Below are 19,472 nucleotides of genomic sequence, written 5' to 3'. Positions count from 1 at the left end.
TCAATTTCGTCACAGTAATTCATTATAATGTAAGCCCTCTCTCTTTTTTCACAAAAAAGTTTCACTTTATAAAAAGCTCATATTCTTCTATTATAGAGAATGGACAAATTGTTATTTCAATAGTCAAAGGAGTATTTCATATGACGATATCACAAATAATGAAGCCGATTACTCCTTCTTACGATCCATGGGAAGCGTATATGGACCTTGAAGAGTACGGCAAACTACTATTAACAAACGTTGAGTTTACAACGACGACGTTATGCAATATGCGTTGCGAGCATTGCGCTGTTGGTTACACATTACAGCCGAAAGATCCAAACCCGCTTCCGATGGAGCTTTTATTAAAACGATTAGATGAGATTCCTCATTTACGTTCTTTAAGTATTACAGGCGGAGAACCTATGCTTTCAAAAAAATCCGTCGACAACTATGTAACACCACTCTTAAAATACGCCCATGAACGAGGCGTTCGCACTCAAATTAACTCAAACTTAACTATAGATTTAGCACGTTACGAACAAATTATTCCCTACTTAGATGTATTGCACATTTCACATAACTGGGGAACAATCGATGACTTCGTTGAAGGCGGATTTGCAATGATGGAGCGTAAGCCTACTTATGAACAGCGCGCTAAATTATTTGAAAGAATGATTACAAATAGTAAAGCTCTATCAGAGGCAGGTGTACTCGTATCAGCCGAAACTATGTTAAACAAACGAACTCTACCACATATTGAACATATTCACCGTCAAATCGTTGAAGAAATGGGCTGTAAACGTCATGAAGTTCACCCGATGTATCCGAGTGACTTCGCTAGCACACTTGAAATTTTAACAAAAGAAGAAATTCGAAATGCAGTTGAACATTTATTAGAGATCCGTGATGAAAATGTGTGGATGTTATTCGGAACATTACCTTTCTATGCATGTAGTGATAATGAACACGATTTAGCTACACTAAAGAAATTACATGAAAGTAAAAATGTAACTGTCCGCAATGATCCAGATGGTCGTTCTCGTTTGAACGTAAATATTTTCGATGGAAATATTATCGTGACCGACTTCGGTGATGTCCCGCTTCTAGGTAATGTACAAACAAATACACTACAAGAAGCTTACGACAAATGGTGTGACTCAAAAACAGCAAAATCATTAAGTTGCCATTGTCCTGCCGTGAAATGCCTTGGACCAAACGTTCTTGTAAAAAATAGCTACTATCCAAAAGAAGATTTCTTATCAAAAACATCAAACATTATGTTATAAAGTGAAACTTTAATCAGTGGTTGTTTTGTTCATCCCCCACTGATTATTAGCCCACACCAATCGGGAGTTTACGGGCAGCAGGGCCTCCCACCTAACTTCTTTGCTCCAGCCGAATTTTGAGGTGGGAGTTTTACTGCCCGCAAATAGCGGGATAAATAAAAAACGTCAGCTTATAGGCTGACGTTTTTTATTTCATTGTGCATGCGATGAAGAAACAAATTTAAAAAATAAATGATCATGAATTGGAATAGCGGCTCCGATTCCTTGAGATGTAATATTTTTCACGACAAGCTTTTTTTGATTCCCTTTTAACACAAGGTAGACTTCTCCAAATGTTACTTTTCCTTTTTCATTTACTGCTGGTGTATACGCATATAAATATCCAAGTTGACTTGGACTAATATTATAAACACGCTCATGTCCGGTACCATAACCAATGGTTGTTTTAAATGAAAGTGGCAATTGTACTTTTTCAAGCGCTTTTAGAAGCATCATTTTTTTCACATCTGTAGTATCTTTCATATCTGCTGTTAAATCACCTTCGATTGTCTTTTGGGTTTCTTGCTTATAGCGAAGTGGGTATAAGCGATCCCCTCCGCGATTATCATATACATTTCGATTTACTTGCTTATATTCCCAATTAATCGATGTGTCTATTGACTCATAATTTAATGCCCATTGCCCTAAATAAATTTTCGCTCGGTACCCTACTGCAAGCGGTGCATTCGAAATTGTCGTTTCATTAAACATTCGAATTAAATCTGGGTTTTCAATTTTGATATTTACTGTTTTCAATAGTTCTTGCGCAAACTTACTTGGCTGTAAACGCGGTAAATCTTGTGCATCATTTGGAAATGTATTATCCTTTGAAATATTTAAAACAGATGAAGGCATTTTTACTTCTACCGTTGTCTTTGCAAAACTACTGTTAGGAAATAATAAAATAAACGAGACCATGGTTGAAAGACATATGCTGTATACTCGTTTCACCTGTCTGGCTCCTTCCTATGTAAAGGTATATAAATTACTGTATTTAGTGTTTTCCCTCTGAAGCATTGTTATCCCTATTTTTCATAATAAATAAAAACCAATTCCCATAATGACATACGCAGCTAATAAAGTGCCTCCTTCAAACCAGTTTGTATCCCCATCATTTGAAATAGCAATAGTTAAGAAAACAGCTGTAATCATGGAAACAAGCTCTGGTATTGTAAATACTAACGGCATCTTTTGTGCAAAAAACATCGAAAGAAGTACTAAAACAGGAGCAACAAACATGGCGATTTGTAATGTAGAACCTACTGCAATTTCTACTGCGATATTTACTTTATTTTTATATGCCATAATAATCGCAGATGCATGTTCTGCTGCATTACCAACAATTGCAACGATAATAACCCCTATAAATAACTCTGACCAGCCAAACGACTTTGCGACCGTTTCAAAAGTATGTACGAGTGCCTCTGACACATAAGCAACTGCAAGTGTTGCTATCGCTAAAACGAGTAGCGCTTTACCTTTCGACCACTCAGGCTCCTCCTCATGTACTTCTTCATCGCTCTTATGTTGATATACACCGCGGTGCGTAACTAACTTAAATAGCAATGCAGCAAGGTACATAATGATCATGATAATAGAAACACCAATACTTAATTGATACGTCTTTCCAGCATCCATCTTCATTGAAAAAATCTCTGGAATAACAAAGGCTACGACAACAGCAAATATTAATAAAGCTGAATTATGTCTTGCATCATAAACATTGAAACTTTGTCTTTTATACTTAAGGCCACCTATAAAGAAGGATAACCCTCCTACCAGTAATAAGTTTCCAAGTACAGAACCAGTTAAGGAAGCTAAAACAACTTCTGTTAATCCTGCCTGGAGTGCAAAAATTGAAATGATAAGTTCCACGGCATTACCGAAAGTTGCATTTAATAAACCACCTATCCGAGGCCCAGAAACAATTGCTAAACTTTCTGTCGCCCTCCCCATAAAACCAGCTAATGCAATAATAGTAATGCAGTATACAGCAAACATAATAGTTTGTGGCCAATGAAGTGTTTTTCCGATTACAGAAAGTGGTACACCTATAAGCGCTACTATGAGAAATATTTTATTAAACATGCTTTTCATCCTTCCATCGTATGTATTTCTCCTCGATATTATTATTATTCATCTCCTAACTTGTCCGATTTCATCACAATTACGTTTAAAAAATCGGATTGAAGAAAACAGTATGAAAGATATTTAAATTATCTTGTCCAGACAGAAAAAATTATGAATTATGAAAAGAGGCTAAAAATATGCACTTAAAAGAAAAAATCGCAACTATTATTCAAGGTCAACGCACTGGTGTATTATCTACTGTACGTAACGATAAGCCACATAGCGCCTTTATGATGTTTTTCCACGAAGATTTTGTACTATATGTTGCAACAGATCGAAATTCAAAAAAGATAACAGATATTGAAAAAAATCCCAATGTACATGTACTACTTGGACGTGAAGGAAAGAAATTAGATGAGGATTACATTGAAGTTGAAGGCATAGCTTCCATCGAAGAAGATCAAACATTAAAAAACAAATTTTGGACTAATAGCTTAAAACGCTGGTTACTCGGTGCGGAAGACCCTAATTACGTACTAATAAAAATCAATCCCGATACAATTTATTACATCGATAGTGCTGGTACGACCGAGCCCGAGTTTTTACGACTATAAAATAAAAACAAGCCCCCCTTAGGTGGGCTTGTTTTGTCGAAAGGTTCTTCTGAAAAAAACAATAAAATAGGTGGAACTTTCTAAAGATTCTGTTATATAATAGCAGTAACTTAAATAAACTGTATTAAAACAGATTGAGGGGAGAAATTAAAATTGATGAAAAGAGAAGAACGAAAAAACATGATTGAGTTTATTGAAAAGAAAAAAGGGATTGAACGTGACGAATTATTATTTATGACGGATGATGAAGTAGAGCATATTTATAATGTAACGTACTTTTTATATGAAGAAATAGCAGAGTAGTATAATAAACCCCCACCTTATTAAAAATATAGGGCGGGGGTTTATTTCGTTTTTATACATGAGAATGATTTTCATGTATAATAATGTAAGATTGGAGGAGTTTCACTATGAGTTCATGGCTATTATTCGCACTATTATCAGCAATTGCTGCTGCCCTCGTATCTATTTTCGGAAAGATTGGCTTAGATGGAATCGATGCCAACGTCGCAACAACGGTTCGCTCTATTATTATGGCATTATTTATGGTAGGAGTTATTATTATACAAGGTAAATTTCAAAATATCGGTGATGTCCTCCTAAATAAAAAAGCACTGCTATTTATCACATTAAGTGGAATCGCTGGTGCTTCGTCATGGCTATTTTATTTTCTTGCGTTAAAAACAGGAAAAGTTTCACAAGTAGCACCTATCGATAAATTAAGTGTAGTATTTTCCATTATTCTCGCGATGATTATATTAGGTGAAAAGTTAAACTTTATGACCGGTATTGGTGTAGTCTTTATTACAGCTGGTGTATTATTTATCGCTTTCAGCTAAAAAAACCGCTATTATTAGCGGTTTTTTCTTTTCCTTATGTAAATCCACACAATCAATATTACAATTGCCGAAACTAATAAGATCCATATTCCATAATGATGTAAACTATATTCAACAAAGCGCCACTTCTCTCCCAGTTTCCAACCTAAGCCAATAAAAACACTTATCCAAATTAGTGCACCACCGTAAGCATACAAACAAAATCGCCACAATGTTAAATTTGAAACTCCAGCAAAATATGCTGTTAAATGACGTACTCCCGGTATAAAGTAGCCAATCATTAAAAGAAATGGACCGTATTTTTCAAATAAAATATGTGTTTTTTCAATATGATGTTCCTTAATTCTAACTTTCGGACCATATTTTTTTAAAACAGGGAGCCCAAGTTTTAAACCTAATATGTAACTTAATGTAATGCCAAGCATTGCACCTGCCATTCCACTTAAAAAAGCAGCTGTTCCTGACATAACTCCTTTTGAAATGTTATATCCAATAAAAGTCAATAAAAACTCATCCGGTATAGGTAATCCAACAATCCCGCCAGCTAAAGCTATAATAATTCCAAAATATCCATAATGTGCGATTAACTCGCCAATATGTTGTTCCATTCGGAAGACACATCCTATACACGATCGTTATCCCATATTGTGCCCATTCTATCTTTAAGACAAACATGGTATACATATTCACTATACATTGTTTTTATAATGAACTCTACTTCTATTCCATTCCTTAAATAGAGATTTAATCAGTGGTTTTTTATCCATCCCCACTGATTATTAGCCTGAACCAATCGGGATTTTACGGGCAGCAGGGCTCCCACTTAACTTCCTTGCATTCGCTCAATTTTGGAGTAGGAGTCTTACTTCCTATAAATAGCGAGATAAAAAAATAAAAATTCATAGGCTTATTTTTTTGTTACAATAAAGGGAAGTTACTTTTTGCAACGGTTTAACTCTCAAGAAAAATGATATATCTAGCAAAAACATAGTTTGGTCTATATAATGCAACTTCTACCTATTAGAGTAACATGCACCCTTTTACATACAACATCATTTTTCTAAATTATACAGGGGGAACGAACATGACCATTGAAAAACAATTTATCCAAAAGATTTACTATAAAACATTTTTAACAGAAGACTCTTCCATTCCGGTAGCGGAAGTACTCGGTGAAGCATATATAAATGAATCAAAGAATGAATTCTCCAATATATCTAATGTTCGCTTTGCACAAGGTGAAGTTTATTTTCAAACTAACGACTTTGAAGCCGCTATATTCAAATGGGAGAAAGTAAATAATGAACTTGCTCTCTGGGCTATGAAGAATATTGCAGATGCTTATTTCGAATTAGATTTCTTGCCAAAAGCAGAAGAAATTTATACATCTATCCAAACAGAAGATACAACTCTTACAATGGAAGTCTCCCTACAACTTCTTTCTCTTTATATAGAGCAAAATCGTTTAGGACTAGCCTTTAAGACGATTAGCGAGGCTGTTGCATTTCAACCAGACTATCCAAATATTACTGCAATCGCTCGATCGTTCTATGAAAAACAAGAAGATTGGAATAATGCTATTGAACTCGCTGTTCAAGAAGGAATTCGAACAAAATCATTACACTGGTTCGATACTTTAATCAATTATGTGAACAGAGGCTTTACTAAAAAAATTAAACCTGAGTATTTCTATGAATCTTTAAAAGCCTTATATACAATTGATCAAGTTCAATTTAAAGAGCTTGTTATCTCACTTTGGAACAGCTATGAAAATGAATCATTCCATCTACCTTGGATTCAAACAATAAATCACCTATTCTTACATGTTGAAGTAGATGCTCATGACGATTGGAATGAAATTTCTACTCGCTATCAAGAGACGTACTTCGAATTGATTACTGGACAACATTTCATGCACGAATTACAAGGACTTGTACCAGATTTATTAACAAATTGGTTTAGTTTAATGAGAGCGGAAGATTCTTTACTTGTCTCCGCAGCAGTATTAGCATGGAATGAAGTTTCACCGACAACTCTAGAATCATTACTCGTAAAAAGCGCAGGTGCCTTACTTTCAAATGCATCAGCTCATGCAAATGTTGATATGGCAGACGTATCAGCATTATTTGAAACGATTGCTGTATGGGCTGAGAAGAATGATGTAGATTTAGGTCATCAATTCACACTACTTGTTCGTGAGTTATACGATTTAACTGTTACACAACTTCTAGTAGCAGGAGCTAGCGATTATGATAAATCAGCCTTTATTAACTCTATACTAGGAGAAAATATATTAAATGAGGCTATAACAACTTCAATTACATTTAAAGATGATAGTCAAACTGAAATAACTGAGCTTACAGAACTAGATATACGAAATATACCAAACTTTGACGAACTTCATAACATACTAGCGGTACCTTCTCAGTCAAAACTAGAAAGAAAATGTATTGAAGTTAAATTACCAAGTAGATTTTTACGAAAAAATAAGTTTTCATTCCTTGTCACACCTACTGTGCATGGACAACTTGACAAAAACAGCTCTCACTTTGAATACTTACAGGCAGCAGATAGTCTCATCTATGTCCTAAATTCAGCTTCACCATTACATGATGAAGAGCTCGATACATTATTATATATTCGTGAGCAAGTACCAAATTTACAAATTAAATTCGTCTTACAAACAATTGATACGAATACTAGTGAAAATATCACGAACAGCATTAAAAAGAAAATACTCGTACATTTCCCAGAAGCACACTTTTTCCCTTACTCTCCTTCACAAGAGAGTAGTGAACAGCTAGGTAATGTAACAGACTCTATTCTTTCTAACCTTACTCAGCGTAACGTGGAAAAAGAACGCATTGAAAAATTATTATGGTTTATCCAAAAAACAATTGCATACCTTGTAAATGAACGTGTGGAATTAGAAAATACGTTAGTGAAATCCGTTCGCTGGAATAAACATATTTTAGTAAAACTTGATGGTTTTATTAATAATCTTACTGCCATTCAAAAAGATAAAATTCGTTCTATTACAGAATCTTATCTCTTAACGAAAGAAGAGATTACGCAGGATATACATTCTCAAATTCCTGAATTGTTGCAGAGTTGCTCTGACCTCGTTCAAGAAGATAGTGATTTCAAACTGGTCCATGAAGAACTAAATGTAGCAATGAATGAAAGAATTCAAAAACATGTACAGCAAGTGCTTCTTCCTAAATTCACTGGGTCTATTCAAGAATGGATTGAAACTGCTCATAATGAATTCATTCAAGCTCAGGCTTATTTAGATGAAATGAGCGATACCTTTAATAAGCTCTATGAGGAAGAGCGTATTAAACTTCCTTGTGATTTCAAATTACTAGATGACTGGGATAGAGATGTTGCAAGAATGACGAATAGAATTACAGTAGCTAACATCAATATTTTATTACGCTTTACACCGACACAATTTTTCTTAAAGAGTGCAGGGAAATTATTCGGTAATATGCAAAAAAATCAATCTATGCTATCAAATAAATATAAACAATATATTGAAACAGAAGATTATACAGAAGTTGCTCAGATGATTTCAAAACAATTCTTCCTTCAATTTGAAGTATTTGAAGGTGCGCTAGAACGGGATATCATGATGTTCTTTAAAGACCCTCTTAGCATATTGAAACAAACCGTAGAAGCGGCCCAACTTGAAATACAAGAAGATGAGCAAACATTAACAAAGCTAAGAACGAACCCAGAAACTTATCATGATCCTTTAACACTCTTTAAATTGCAATTGTTACAACGAAAATTCATGTTAAATATCGATCAAAACAATGAAAATATTGCTTCACAAGAAACAATAAAGTGAAACTTTAATCAGTGGGGGTTTTTGTTCATCCCCCACTGATTATTAGCCCTCGCCAATCGGGCGTTTACGGGCAGTTGATCTCCCACCTAGCTTCTTTGCTCCACCTGAGTTTTGAGGTGGGAGTTTTACTGCCCACAAATAGCGGGATAAATAAAACACCAACTGTTTAAATAAGAAAAACCAAGCAACTAATTCGCTTGGTTTTTCTTATTTCTAATTTACAATTTTCATATGTTCAAATGGATAATATATCGCCATGAGCTTTCCTAATACTTCTGTTCTATCAATGAGTCCTAAGCCGTTCCTACTATCCCTACTAACTAAACGATTATCTCCCATCACAAAAATTTTATTTTTAGGAATTGTAATCGGTCCAAAATCTTCAGTTAAATTGATAAGTAATTTTTCTGCCTGTTTTTTATTATTCTTTAAATACTCTTCGTTTTTCACTTGATGATTAACATATAATTGGTCATTCTTCATCTCAATTACATCTCCTGGAAATCCAATAACTCTCTTCACGTAGAAATTATCTGTCTTCACGACGATAATATCCTCTCTCTCATAACTTTCAAATCTCTTTGCAAGTTTATTAATAATTACTTTATCTCCATCTTGTAACGTCGGCCTCATCGATGCGCCTTTTACAGTCGTAGGAAAAAACAAAAAGATTTTTGCCAAAAACACCAATAAGCATGCAATTGCAATTATTTCAAAGAACTCACGCAAACGTTTTTTCTTTTGCATCATTCCACCATCTCATCATCTTTTTACTTTTATTATAAAGACTTTAACTGATAAATTTCCACAAAATTCTGAATTGTAAAATTCTAATATTACAAAATTTAAAATAACAATATTCAAAAATGTATTATTTTGATATACTATATCTTGCATTCATTATTATATTTTTATTTAATTAGGAGGACTTTTTCTATGAAAGTTATGCTTAAAAATGAAAATACCGGTCAAATTAAACAAGCAAAAATTGGTTTTAGTTGGACTGTATTTTTCTTTGGTTTCTTCCCTGCTATATTCCGTGGAGATTGGAAATGGTTTTTAATTATTTTAGTAGCTAGCATGTTTACATTCGGATTCTCTAACCTAGTCTTCTGCTTTATTTATAACAAGCTTTACATCAATGATTTATTAGCTCAAGGTTATAAAGCAGCTGATGAATATAGCCTTTCTGCTCTACAACAAAAAAACATCGTAGCGTAGTAACAAAAAAGACACTCTCAAAATAGTCTATCAACTATTTTTGAGAGTATCTTTTTATAATCCTACATATACAATACACATCTGCGCTGCGACATATGTAAACCAAATCCAAAGTGGTTCATACTTCAGTTTGCGCCCTCCGATATCTGTCACGCCTATAATAAAGTCAGAAATCACAAACAGTAAACCACCAAGTGCTGGTATCCACCATATTCCTATATTCTCGTAATATAAGGCGAATGCAAAACATGCCATTCCTCCAACCCACAAACCGTAAATTAAAGCGCCTATTGTAAAAAGTTTGTCTTGTTTTTCATTTCGAATAAAGAAAAACCACCCTATAATTAGAAAGAGTCCGTATACGAGTAAACCGATCCAAAAACCATTCCATGAAATACCTGTTTGTAAAAATGCTTTCACATAGAAACAATGTGCAAGAGCGAAAGTAACCATTCCTCCAATTAATCGATGACCAATTGGAATTAATCCTGCCATAAATAAATCCCCTACAGTTGATAAAGTCATACCGAGTGCAACCCACATACTGTACTCAACCGATGGATCTTGTAACCATATCCAAATTGCACTTCCTGTTAAAGAAAAACTAAGAATAAGACGAACCGCTAAAGGTAACGGCATATTCTTTCTCGTTCTTTTCGTCTGTCCTATTGCATAAATTGCTCCCATTAAAAAAAGAATAATTTGCCCGACTAACACAATGTAAAGTACATTCATAATATGTTCTCCTCAATAAATGCTTTATTCTATCTTTTTTCGTTACATATATCACGTTCTCCTCTTTCTATGTAAAAAAAGAAGAACAATACTGTTCTTCCATTTTAATCGTTTTTCTGTTCTCTATGCTACTTGTTTTTCTTGCTCAACTTTCTTTTTAACCGGGTTACGATTTACTACAATAATTCCCGCTGCGACACATGCTAAACCAAATAGTACAAAGGAATGGATTGCTTCCCCTAAAATTAGACTTGATAGTAGCACACCAAACACTGGTATAAAGAACATATACATCGAGACTTTCCCTACTTTGTTATACTTCATAATTGTATTCCATATACAGAATCCGGCTGCTGATAAGAACGATAAATATATGAGCATAAGTATTGCATGTAGATTAAATGTGAATGGCATCATTCCAACTTGAAATGCACCTATACATAGCAACCCAATTGATCCGAAAATCATCTGATATGCTGTCATATACCCAATATCTAATGTTTTACTACCTTCTTTCGCTAATATGTTTCCATACGAATACATCACGGCTGCCCCAAGAAGTAATAAGCTACCTATTCCAAAATGAAATGATAAACTTCCATCACTCGGTACATTCACTAAAATCACACCGCAAAAACCGATAGCTACTCCAATTACTTTTCGCCTATTTAGAGCATCATCTTTATATAAAAAGTGTGCGAGTAAAATTTGAAAGAATGATGATGTTCCTGAAATAATCGCTCCTTCAATTCCTGAGCTGTAACTCATTCCAATATAAAAACATATATATTGAAGAAAAGTTTGAAACAAGCCAATTTGAACTAACTGCTTTCCTGTTCCTTTTTTGAACTTCATATCTTTTCCTAACGCTTTAAAAAATAATAAGAGCATTACACCAGATAAGAAAAAGCGATAGCCAGCAAATAATATTTGTTCCCCGACTTCTTGTGGCTGAATTCCAAGTTCAGCATAGCTTAATTTAATAAAGGGAAATGCGCTTCCCCATAAAAATGTTGCTACTATTGCAGCAATAAACACGCCAATCGGATGGGTAAAAAATTTCTCTGTCTTCAACTTGATGTCTTCCTTTCCGACCTTTTTATGAACAATATTCATATATACCAAAGGAAATGCGAAAACACAAGTTTTCAGTTTATCCCGCTATTCGCCGGGCAGTAAAACTCCCACCTCCAAATTCGGCTGGGGCAAAGAAGTTAGGTGGGAGCCCTGCTGCCCGTAAAAGCCCGATTGGCGAGGGCTAATAATCAGCGTGGGATGAACAAAACCCCCACTAATTAAAGTTTCACTTTATACTAAAACAAAAACATATCATCTAAGAAAAACATATGCTATACTATAGAATAATTACAATATAATAACTATTAAAATCAGATTCAACAGAAATGCTGCTATCCATTATGGATGGCAGCTTTCGTCGTTTTATAGGGGTTTCGATTTTGATTCTTTTTCTCAATAAGAATTCGGAAGGAGCGAGTATTAATGAACGCAGAAGTAAAAACATTACAAGCACAAAAAGATATTTCTAATCCCTCTTTATGGGATACATTAAAGAAACATTATGAACTTATATTTGCAATCGCATCTGGTATTTTTATTTTAGCTGGTTGGTTATTCACAAAAAATGATGCAATAAGTGCAGGTATTACTTTATATATCCTTGCTTATGTAATTGGAGGATTTGCAAAAGCGAAAGAAGGTATTGAAGACACAATTGAAGAGAAAGAGCTAAATGTTGAAATGCTCATGATTTTTGCAGCTATCGGTGCCGCAGTTATTGGTTACTGGGCAGAGGGTGCTATTTTAATCTTCATCTTTGCATTAAGCGGAGCAATGGAATCTTATACATTAAGTAAAAGCCAAAAAGAAATTTCAGCGCTTCTTGATCTACAACCTGAAGAAGCATTACGTATTTCAAACGGAATTGAGGAACGTGTTCCAGTTGAACAATTACAAATTAACGATATTATTTTAATTAAGCCAGGTGAGCGTGTTCCTGCTGATGGCACAATTCATACTGGTGAAACAAATATTGATGAAGCTGCTATTACAGGAGAACCCATTCCGAATGAGAAAAAATTCGGCGATGAAGTATTTGCCGGCACTGTAAATTTACGTGGTGCTATTGAAGTTAAAATTACGAAGCCGAGCGATCAAACATTATTCCAAAAGATTATTCGTCTCGTTCAAAGTGCACAAAGCGAAAAATCCCCATCACAACTATTCATCGAAAAATTTGAAGGAACATACGTAAAAGGTGTACTACTTGTTGTTGCGCTTATGATGTTTGTTCCTCATTTCTTACTTGATTGGAGTTGGAATGAAACGTTTTATCGCGCGATGATTTTACTTGTAGTCGCTTCTCCTTGTGCGCTAGTTGCAGCCATTACACCGGCAACTTTATCAGCAATTTCAAACGGAGCGAGAAACGGTATTCTCTTTAAAGGTGGTATTCATTTAGAACGTCTAGCTTCAGTAAAGGCGATTGCCTTTGATAAAACAGGAACATTAACACAAGGAAAACCTACTGTAACAGATGTATATGTTCGAGAAGGCATAGCAGAAAGTGAAGTACTTTCTATTACAGCAGCGATTGAAAGTCACTCTACACATCCTTTAGCAGAAGCGATTGTTAAATATGCAAAACATGCTTATGACATTACGATAAAAAAACCAGAAAACGTTGAAGATGTAACTGGTTTTGGATTAAAAGGAATATTAGAAAACAAATCTTATAAAATTGGTAAAGCTGATTTTATTGGAGAAGAAACAAAGACATTTCATAATGGCATTTCTGCTTCACTTGAAAAAGAGGGGAAAACTGTCGTTTATATTAGTGATGAGGATGGTATTCTTGGACTGATCGCTTTAAAAGATACCCTTCGCCAAGAAACGATAGCGGCTATTCGTGATTTGCAAAGCATTGGTGTCGAAGCAATCATGATTACTGGTGATAATGAAGAAACAGCAAAAGCAATTGCCAATGAAAGTAATATAAAAGAATATTACGCATCATGTTTACCGGAAACAAAAGTTGAAACGATAAAGCAGTTAAAAGAAAAGTACGGCATAGTCGCCATGGTTGGAGATGGTATAAACGATGCACCTGCACTCGCTACTTCTAGTATTGGTGTTGCAATGGGTGAAGGAACAGACGTAGCATTAGAGACTGCAGACGTTGTTCTTATGAAAAACGAATTATCTCGTCTCTCTCAAGCAATCCGTTTATCAAAACGAATGAACCGTATTGTGAAGCAAAACGTTATCTTCTCTTTAGCTGTCATTGCAATGCTGATTTGTTCTAATTTCTTGCAGTTTTTAGCTCTTCCATTCGGTGTTATTGGACATGAAGGAAGTACCATTCTTGTAATCTTGAATGGCTTACGATTATTAAAAGGAAATAAGTAACGGGTCCCTGATAAAGGACCCGTTTTTTTTAATGGTAGCTATTGTGACCGTTCGCACTACTGCTCGTTTTATGCTTTGGATGCGAACTGCTCTTTTGTTTATTATTACTTTTATTATTGTGGTTCTTTTTATTATTACTCATGAAATATCCCCCCTGTTCCCTTTTATTATGGAACAAGAGCTCATTTTTCATTACGGGAATTATTGTCACCCGTTCTATAATGATGGAGTAAGCCATTAATTTCACCGCCAAGTAAAATTACCCACCCAGTTAAGTAAAACCATAACATTAAAATAATGATACCACCGAGACCACCATATGTATTAGCGTAATTCGCAAACTTATCTACATAATAAGCAAATGAGTACGATACCACAATCCATCCTACAGTAGCAAATACTGCTCCTGAAATAACTTCTCTTCTTTTTAACTTGCGATCTGGTGCAAACGTATATAAAAAACTAAACAAGGCAAATAGCACGAAGAAACTCGCGACTAACCGTGTAATACTCCACACGTAAGAAAAACTATCCGATAAACCAATTGCTTTAAACACAGCTGCTCCAATCACTTGTCCGAACACTGGAACAATTAGTGCAAACACAATCATAAAAATAATAGCTAATGTAAACACAATTGATAACGCTCTTGTTTTAATAAAAGAACGTGTTTCTGTTACATCATAAGCACGGTTAAAAGCGTTCATAACCGCATTCACCCCGTTTGAAGCAAACCATAACATCGATAGTAAACCGAATGATAATAAACCACCATTTTGTTCGTTTACAACTTTATCTACGTTTACTTCAATTAAGTTCATTGCATCTTCCGGTACGTACGGTTCTAATAAATTGAGCACACTTTCTGTTTGAAGGTCGATAAAGCCAAGAAGCGTAATTAAGAAAACAAGCCCAGGAAAAATCGCAAGCAAGAAGAAATAAGCGAGCTGTGCTGCCAAGCCCGCTACATCATCGCGCATCGTCCGGTCATATAAATCTTTCCCAAACGAAAACGTACGATTTCTTCTCACTTTTTCTAAAATTTTTCTCATATATGTTTAAACGCTTTTCTTCTCTTCTTTATCTTGCTTTAACTCAATGTACGCTTCAGTTTTTTTTTCCTCTGCATTTGAGTCTTTCATAAATAATTCACGTGCTTCTTTCATACCGCCATCTTCAGCAACTACCGGCTCTTCTTCTGCTTTAAGCTCATCTACCTTTGGAGATACAGCTTGAATTTCAATCGTTTCTGGCTTTTCTTCTCGCTCAACTTTTTTCTTACTAAAAATTTCTTTCGTTTCTTTTAACGTCTCTACAACAGACGGTGTCAATTTTTTGATTTCTGCTACTTTCGCTTTCACTACATTTAAATCAGCAAGTTCGCGTCCTTTATCTGTAACAGTTTGCACTCTTTCTTTTATCTTCGCATTTTCACCAATTTCAATCATCTTTGTTTTTGCTTTTTCTGCCGTATTTTTTACTTTTTCACGGTTTTCTTTCTTTAACATAGATACAGCTACACCTGCAGCTACACCAATCGCAATGTTTCGAGCAATATTATTTTTCTTTGCCATATTCCTTCACCCTTTCATTTCTTATATTAGAAAGTATTACTTTCTAAGTTTCCTCATATTCCTTGTTCATTTCGAATGAAAGCTAATAGCTTTGCACACCCTTCTGTTACAAGGTCATACACTTCTTGAAAGTTCCCTGTATAGTAAGGGTCAGGAACGTCTGTCCAGCCACCGTCTGGAACAAAATCGGACAGCCTACCAATATAGCCTCCAGTTTTACCAAAACTTTTTAAATCTGCTATATTCTTGTTGTCCATGGCAATAATATAATCAAACTTTGTTAAGTCTTCTTTTTCTACTCGCCGTGCTTTAATTCCTTCAAAAGAGACTTCATTTTCTTTTAAAATTTTTTGTGTTCCTTTATGTGGTGGATGACCAATATGCCAATCTCCAGTTCCTGCAGAATCAATGACAAATTTCTCTTCGAGTCCCTCTTTTACGACAAGATCTCGAAAAATTGCTTCTGCCATTGGAGAACGACAAATGTTCCCAAGACAAACAAACAATACTCGGACCATCTTTTTGTTTCTTCCCTTCTTGGTGCATTTCTTACTATATACTTATATAGTATAAACAACCAATTATTAATTATAAAGGAAATCCCTACTAATTTAATAGGATTGAAAAGTTTCATTAACGAAAATGATAAAAAAATGTTAAGATAACCTTATGTTATTTTAAAGGGGGACACTTCGGTGGATTTATCCGTAAAATCAGAAGCAAACGTTGAATATATGGTAGAAGCTATTAAAGAAAAATTACGCATGGTTAATGCTGGAGCAATGAGAGCTGCTAGTTTTAACGAAGAGATGTACGAGGACTTACGTGACATTTATGAGCACGTTATGAAACGTGAAACATTCAGTATTAGTGAAATGCAAGCTATTACAGAAGAGTTAGGTACATTAATTAAAAAATAACCAAGAGCCTCATAAATAGAGGCTCTTTTAATTTCAACAAATTCATGACAACTCCCCTCTTTTCCTCATCACATTCTAAAATACTGTACAATGAAAGTAGAACCTCACCTTAGATTTTTTCTCCATACATACTACTCTAAAAAAATTGCCACACTACCATTGCTAACTGTTTTTACTGGAGGTGCTTACTTATGAGCAATTGGTACAGTAAGACGAAAAATCAAACATTAATCGACCTAGAAACAAATGAACAACACGGTTTAACAGATAAAATCGTAAATGAACGTTTAAAGCAATATGGTTATAATGAATTAGCTACCAAACAAAAACGTACTTTATGGCAGCGCGTTTTCGCCCAAATTAATGACGTCCTCGTATATGTCCTTATTATTGCTGCCCTTATTTCCGCCTTTGTAGGTGAATGGGCCGATGCAAGTATTATCGCGCTCGTTGTAGTTTTAAATGCTGTTATCGGTGTAATCCAAGAATCGAAAGCGGAACAGGCTTTAGAAGCATTGAAAAAGATGGCAACACCTAAAGCTATCGTAAAGCGAGATGGTGAACTAAAAGAGATTCCATCTGAGCACGTCGTTCCAGGTGATATCGTCATGCTTGATGCTGGGCGGTATATCCCCTGCGATTTACGACTTATCGAAACTGCGAATTTAAAAATTGAAGAATCTGCTCTAACTGGTGAATCTGTCCCTGTCGATAAAGATGCAGTCTACCACCCTTCCATGCAAAGTGATGAGCAAGTACCATTAGGTGATCAAAAAAACATGGCCTTTATGTCGACGTTAGTAACATACGGACGTGGCATCGGTGTTGCTGTTGAAACTGGGATGCATTCACAAATTGGCAAGATCGCTACCCTTTTACATGAAGCAGACGATGATACGACACCACTTCAAAAAAGCTTAGCACAAGTAGGAAAATATTTAGGATTTGTCGCTGTAGCTATTTGCACTACTATGTTTCTCATCGGTTTTTTACAGGGCCGGGATACGTTAGAAATGTTTATGACCGCAATTAGTTTAGCTGTTGCAGCCATTCCAGAAGGCTTACCAGCTATCGTTTCCATCGTTCTTGCAATTGGTGTTCAGCGTATGATTAAACAAAACGTTATCATTCGTAAACTACCAGCTGTTGAAGCTCTCGGTTCTGTCACAATTATTTGTTCAGATAAAACAGGTACATTAACTCAAAATAAAATGACCGTTACTCACTTTTATAGTGATCGCACATACGACCAACTAAAAAATTTGAATGTAAATAATGATGCACACCGTCTATTATTAGAAAATATGGTTTTATGCAACGATGCCTCTTACGGTACCGACTCACAAACAGGGGATCCTACAGAAATTGCCCTTCTTGTTGCCGGAAGCTCTTTTAACATTCAAAAAGATCATTTAGAAAATAAACATGAACGTGTTAACGAATTGCCTTTCGATTCTGATCGTAAAATGATGTCAACTGTACATACGTACGATGAAGGCTACTATAGCATGACGAAAGGTGCTATTGATAAACTTTTACCTCACTGTACCCATATCTTTATAAATAATAAACTTGAGGTCCTAAAAGATTCTGATAAAAATCAAATATTAGAAGCTGCCGGGTCAATGTCGCAAGAAGCCTTAAGAGTACTCTCATTCGCATATAAACGATACGATTTAAACGATATGGATATAAATCATCTCGAAGAAAATCTCATCTTTATCGGTCTTGTCGGTATGATTGATCCACCACGTACAGAAGTAAAAGATTCAATTACAGAATGTAAAAAGGCTGGTATTCGCACAGTTATGATTACGGGTGATCATAAGGATACCGCCTTTGCAATTGCCAAAGAACTTGGCATTGCTGAAGAAATATCTGAAATTATGATTGGAACTGAATTAGATACCATTTCAGATACAGAACTAGCAAGTAAAATTAATCACTTAAATGTATTCGCTAGGGTCTCTCCAGAACATAAAGTGAAGATTATAAAAGCATTACGTGCTAAAGGAAATATCGTTTCCATGACTGGTGACGGTGTAAATGATGCTCCATCTTTAAAACAAGCAGATGTTGGAGTAGCAATGGGAATTACAGGAACAGATGTCGCAAAAGGCGCAGCAGATGTAGTTTTAACAGATGATAACTTCTCATCTATTGTGAAAGCTGTTGAAGAAGGAAGAAATATTTATCGTAATATTAAAAAGTCTATTCTCTTCCTACTTTCTTGTAACTTCGGCGAAATTATAGCTCTCTTTTTAGCTATTTTACTTGGCTGGGCAACACCACTACGCCCTATTCACATTTTGTGGGTAAATTTAATTACAGATACACTGCCTGCATTATCACTCGGTGTTGATCCTGAAGATCCAGATGTGATGAAGGAAAAACCACGACATGCGAAAGAAAGCTTATTTAGCGGCAGCGTTCCTTTTCTTATTTTCAATGGGGTTGTAATTGGACTTCTTACTTTAACAGCCTTTATCGTTGGGGCAAAGCTCTATACAGGAGATACAAATTTATTTCCTCTCTTCCCAGAGCAAATTGATGAAGACGCGCTATTACACGCTCAAACGATGGCATTTGTCGTTCTTAGTTTTTCTCAGCTCGTTCATTCATTTAACTTACGTTCAAGAACGAAATCAATTTTTTCAATTGGGATATTTACAAATAAATATTTAGTCTTCTCACTTCTAATCGGTGTTCTTATGCAAGTGTGTATCATCTCCATCCCGCCCCTTGCCAATATATTTGGTGTGCATGCATTAACAATGCGCGATTGGGGATTTGTTCTCTTGTTAAGTATCATTCCGCTTGTTGTGAATGAAATTATTAAATTATTTAAGCGAAAATAAAAGGCAATGGGGACTGTTCCTCATTGCCTTTTTGTTTATCCCGCTATTTGCCGTG

Annotated in this window: 18 protein-coding genes; 9 read left to right on the top strand and 9 right to left on the bottom strand. The window is 35.2% G+C overall.

The window, feature by feature from the left end; all coding sequences use genetic code 11:
• Positions 1–140 precede the first annotated feature (140 nt).
• Positions 141–1,268 carry a radical SAM/CxCxxxxC motif protein YfkAB gene (gene yfkAB, locus MKY70_RS02470; protein ID WP_002125019.1) on the top strand — a complete coding sequence of 376 codons (1,128 nt, stop codon included), beginning with the start codon at positions 141–143 and terminating at the stop codon, positions 1,266–1,268.
• A gap of 192 nt (positions 1,269–1,460) precedes the next feature.
• Here yfkAB and MKY70_RS02465 read toward each other — a convergent pair whose 3' ends face one another.
• Together MKY70_RS02465 and cax are read right to left on the bottom strand one after the other, a co-directional pair.
• Positions 1,461–2,258 (bottom strand): YfkD famly protein, encoded by a 798-nt coding sequence (locus tag MKY70_RS02465; protein WP_088031666.1) that lies wholly within the window; start codon positions 2,256–2,258, stop codon positions 1,461–1,463.
• An 81-nt stretch (positions 2,259–2,339) separates the two neighbouring features.
• On the bottom strand, positions 2,340–3,395 hold the full coding sequence (gene cax / locus MKY70_RS02460) for a calcium/proton exchanger (protein WP_012260267.1): 1,056 nt from the start codon (positions 3,393–3,395) through the stop codon (positions 2,340–2,342).
• A 179-nt stretch (positions 3,396–3,574) separates the two neighbouring features.
• Between cax and MKY70_RS02455 the strand changes: the two genes are divergently transcribed.
• The 3 genes from MKY70_RS02455 (at position 3,575) to MKY70_RS02445 (ending at position 4,830) form a co-directional block, all read left to right on the top strand.
• Positions 3,575–3,991, top strand: a complete 417-nt coding sequence (locus tag MKY70_RS02455; RefSeq protein ID WP_002140268.1) for a pyridoxamine 5'-phosphate oxidase family protein — start codon at positions 3,575–3,577, stop codon at positions 3,989–3,991.
• 156 nt (positions 3,992–4,147) lie between these two features.
• Entirely contained in the window at positions 4,148–4,294 is a 147-nt protein-coding gene (locus MKY70_RS02450) for a BH0509 family protein (RefSeq protein ID WP_000817786.1), read from the top strand.
• A gap of 107 nt (positions 4,295–4,401) precedes the next feature.
• The gene (locus MKY70_RS02445; protein WP_002029573.1) at positions 4,402–4,830 is read left to right on the top strand and encodes an EamA family transporter; all 429 of its coding nucleotides are present in this window, start codon (positions 4,402–4,404) and stop codon (positions 4,828–4,830) included.
• A gap of 14 nt (positions 4,831–4,844) precedes the next feature.
• Here the strand turns inward: MKY70_RS02445 and MKY70_RS02440 are convergent, their stop codons facing one another.
• The gene (locus tag MKY70_RS02440) at positions 4,845–5,438 is read right to left on the bottom strand and encodes a DedA family protein (protein ID WP_002029574.1); all 594 of its coding nucleotides are present in this window, start codon (positions 5,436–5,438) and stop codon (positions 4,845–4,847) included.
• A 476-nt stretch (positions 5,439–5,914) separates the two neighbouring features.
• On the opposite strand from MKY70_RS02440, the gene MKY70_RS02435 reads away from it, so the two are divergent.
• The gene (locus MKY70_RS02435; RefSeq protein ID WP_088031667.1) at positions 5,915–8,683 is read left to right on the top strand and encodes a tetratricopeptide repeat protein; all 2,769 of its coding nucleotides are present in this window, start codon (positions 5,915–5,917) and stop codon (positions 8,681–8,683) included.
• A gap of 213 nt (positions 8,684–8,896) precedes the next feature.
• On the opposite strand, the gene lepB is transcribed toward MKY70_RS02435, so the two are convergent.
• Positions 8,897–9,433, bottom strand: a complete 537-nt coding sequence (gene lepB / locus MKY70_RS02430) for a signal peptidase I (protein ID WP_341022992.1) — start codon at positions 9,431–9,433, stop codon at positions 8,897–8,899.
• Positions 9,434–9,619: 186 nt separating this feature from the next.
• Between lepB and MKY70_RS02425 the strand changes: the two genes are divergently transcribed.
• Positions 9,620–9,904, top strand: coding sequence for a hypothetical protein (locus MKY70_RS02425; protein ID WP_000867042.1), 285 nt, complete (start codon positions 9,620–9,622; stop codon positions 9,902–9,904).
• A 54-nt stretch (positions 9,905–9,958) separates the two neighbouring features.
• Here the strand turns inward: MKY70_RS02425 and MKY70_RS02420 are convergent, their stop codons facing one another.
• Complete coding sequence (locus MKY70_RS02420) at positions 9,959–10,639, bottom strand: lysoplasmalogenase (RefSeq protein WP_088031669.1); 681 nt, start codon at positions 10,637–10,639, stop codon at positions 9,959–9,961.
• A gap of 123 nt (positions 10,640–10,762) precedes the next feature.
• The gene (locus MKY70_RS02415) at positions 10,763–11,713 is read right to left on the bottom strand and encodes a DMT family transporter (protein WP_341022989.1); all 951 of its coding nucleotides are present in this window, start codon (positions 11,711–11,713) and stop codon (positions 10,763–10,765) included.
• A gap of 426 nt (positions 11,714–12,139) precedes the next feature.
• Between MKY70_RS02415 and MKY70_RS02410 the strand changes: the two genes are divergently transcribed.
• Positions 12,140–14,065, top strand: coding sequence for a heavy metal translocating P-type ATPase (locus MKY70_RS02410; RefSeq protein WP_113734842.1), 1,926 nt, complete (start codon positions 12,140–12,142; stop codon positions 14,063–14,065).
• Between the two features lie 182 nt (positions 14,066–14,247).
• Here the strand turns inward: MKY70_RS02410 and MKY70_RS02405 are convergent, their stop codons facing one another.
• From MKY70_RS02405 to MKY70_RS02395, 3 genes are read right to left on the bottom strand one after another with little or no spacing between them, the layout of a single operon-like run.
• The gene (locus tag MKY70_RS02405) at positions 14,248–15,117 is read right to left on the bottom strand and encodes a YihY/virulence factor BrkB family protein (protein ID WP_060749399.1); all 870 of its coding nucleotides are present in this window, start codon (positions 15,115–15,117) and stop codon (positions 14,248–14,250) included.
• 6 nt (positions 15,118–15,123) lie between these two features.
• Positions 15,124–15,639 carry a DUF4075 domain-containing protein gene (locus MKY70_RS02400; protein WP_088031671.1) on the bottom strand — a complete coding sequence of 172 codons (516 nt, stop codon included), beginning with the start codon at positions 15,637–15,639 and terminating at the stop codon, positions 15,124–15,126.
• Between the two features lie 53 nt (positions 15,640–15,692).
• Positions 15,693–16,157 carry a low molecular weight protein-tyrosine-phosphatase gene (locus tag MKY70_RS02395; protein WP_088031672.1) on the bottom strand — a complete coding sequence of 155 codons (465 nt, stop codon included), beginning with the start codon at positions 16,155–16,157 and terminating at the stop codon, positions 15,693–15,695.
• Positions 16,158–16,334: 177 nt separating this feature from the next.
• On the opposite strand from MKY70_RS02395, the gene MKY70_RS02390 reads away from it, so the two are divergent.
• Together MKY70_RS02390 and MKY70_RS02385 are read left to right on the top strand one after the other, a co-directional pair.
• The gene (locus MKY70_RS02390; protein WP_002010236.1) at positions 16,335–16,559 is read left to right on the top strand and encodes a DUF1128 domain-containing protein; all 225 of its coding nucleotides are present in this window, start codon (positions 16,335–16,337) and stop codon (positions 16,557–16,559) included.
• Positions 16,560–16,750: 191 nt separating this feature from the next.
• Complete coding sequence (locus MKY70_RS02385) at positions 16,751–19,417, top strand: cation-translocating P-type ATPase (protein WP_341022985.1); 2,667 nt, start codon at positions 16,751–16,753, stop codon at positions 19,415–19,417.
• Positions 19,418–19,472 lie beyond the last annotated feature (55 nt).

It is taken from the genome of Bacillus sp. FSL R9-9492 (assembly GCF_038007365.1).
GTDB classification, from domain to species: Bacteria; Bacillota; Bacilli; order Bacillales; family Bacillaceae_G; genus Bacillus_A; species Bacillus_A mycoides.
The sequence above is the reverse complement of the archived record's forward strand: the minus strand, read 5'-3'. Positions and strand labels throughout refer to the sequence as shown.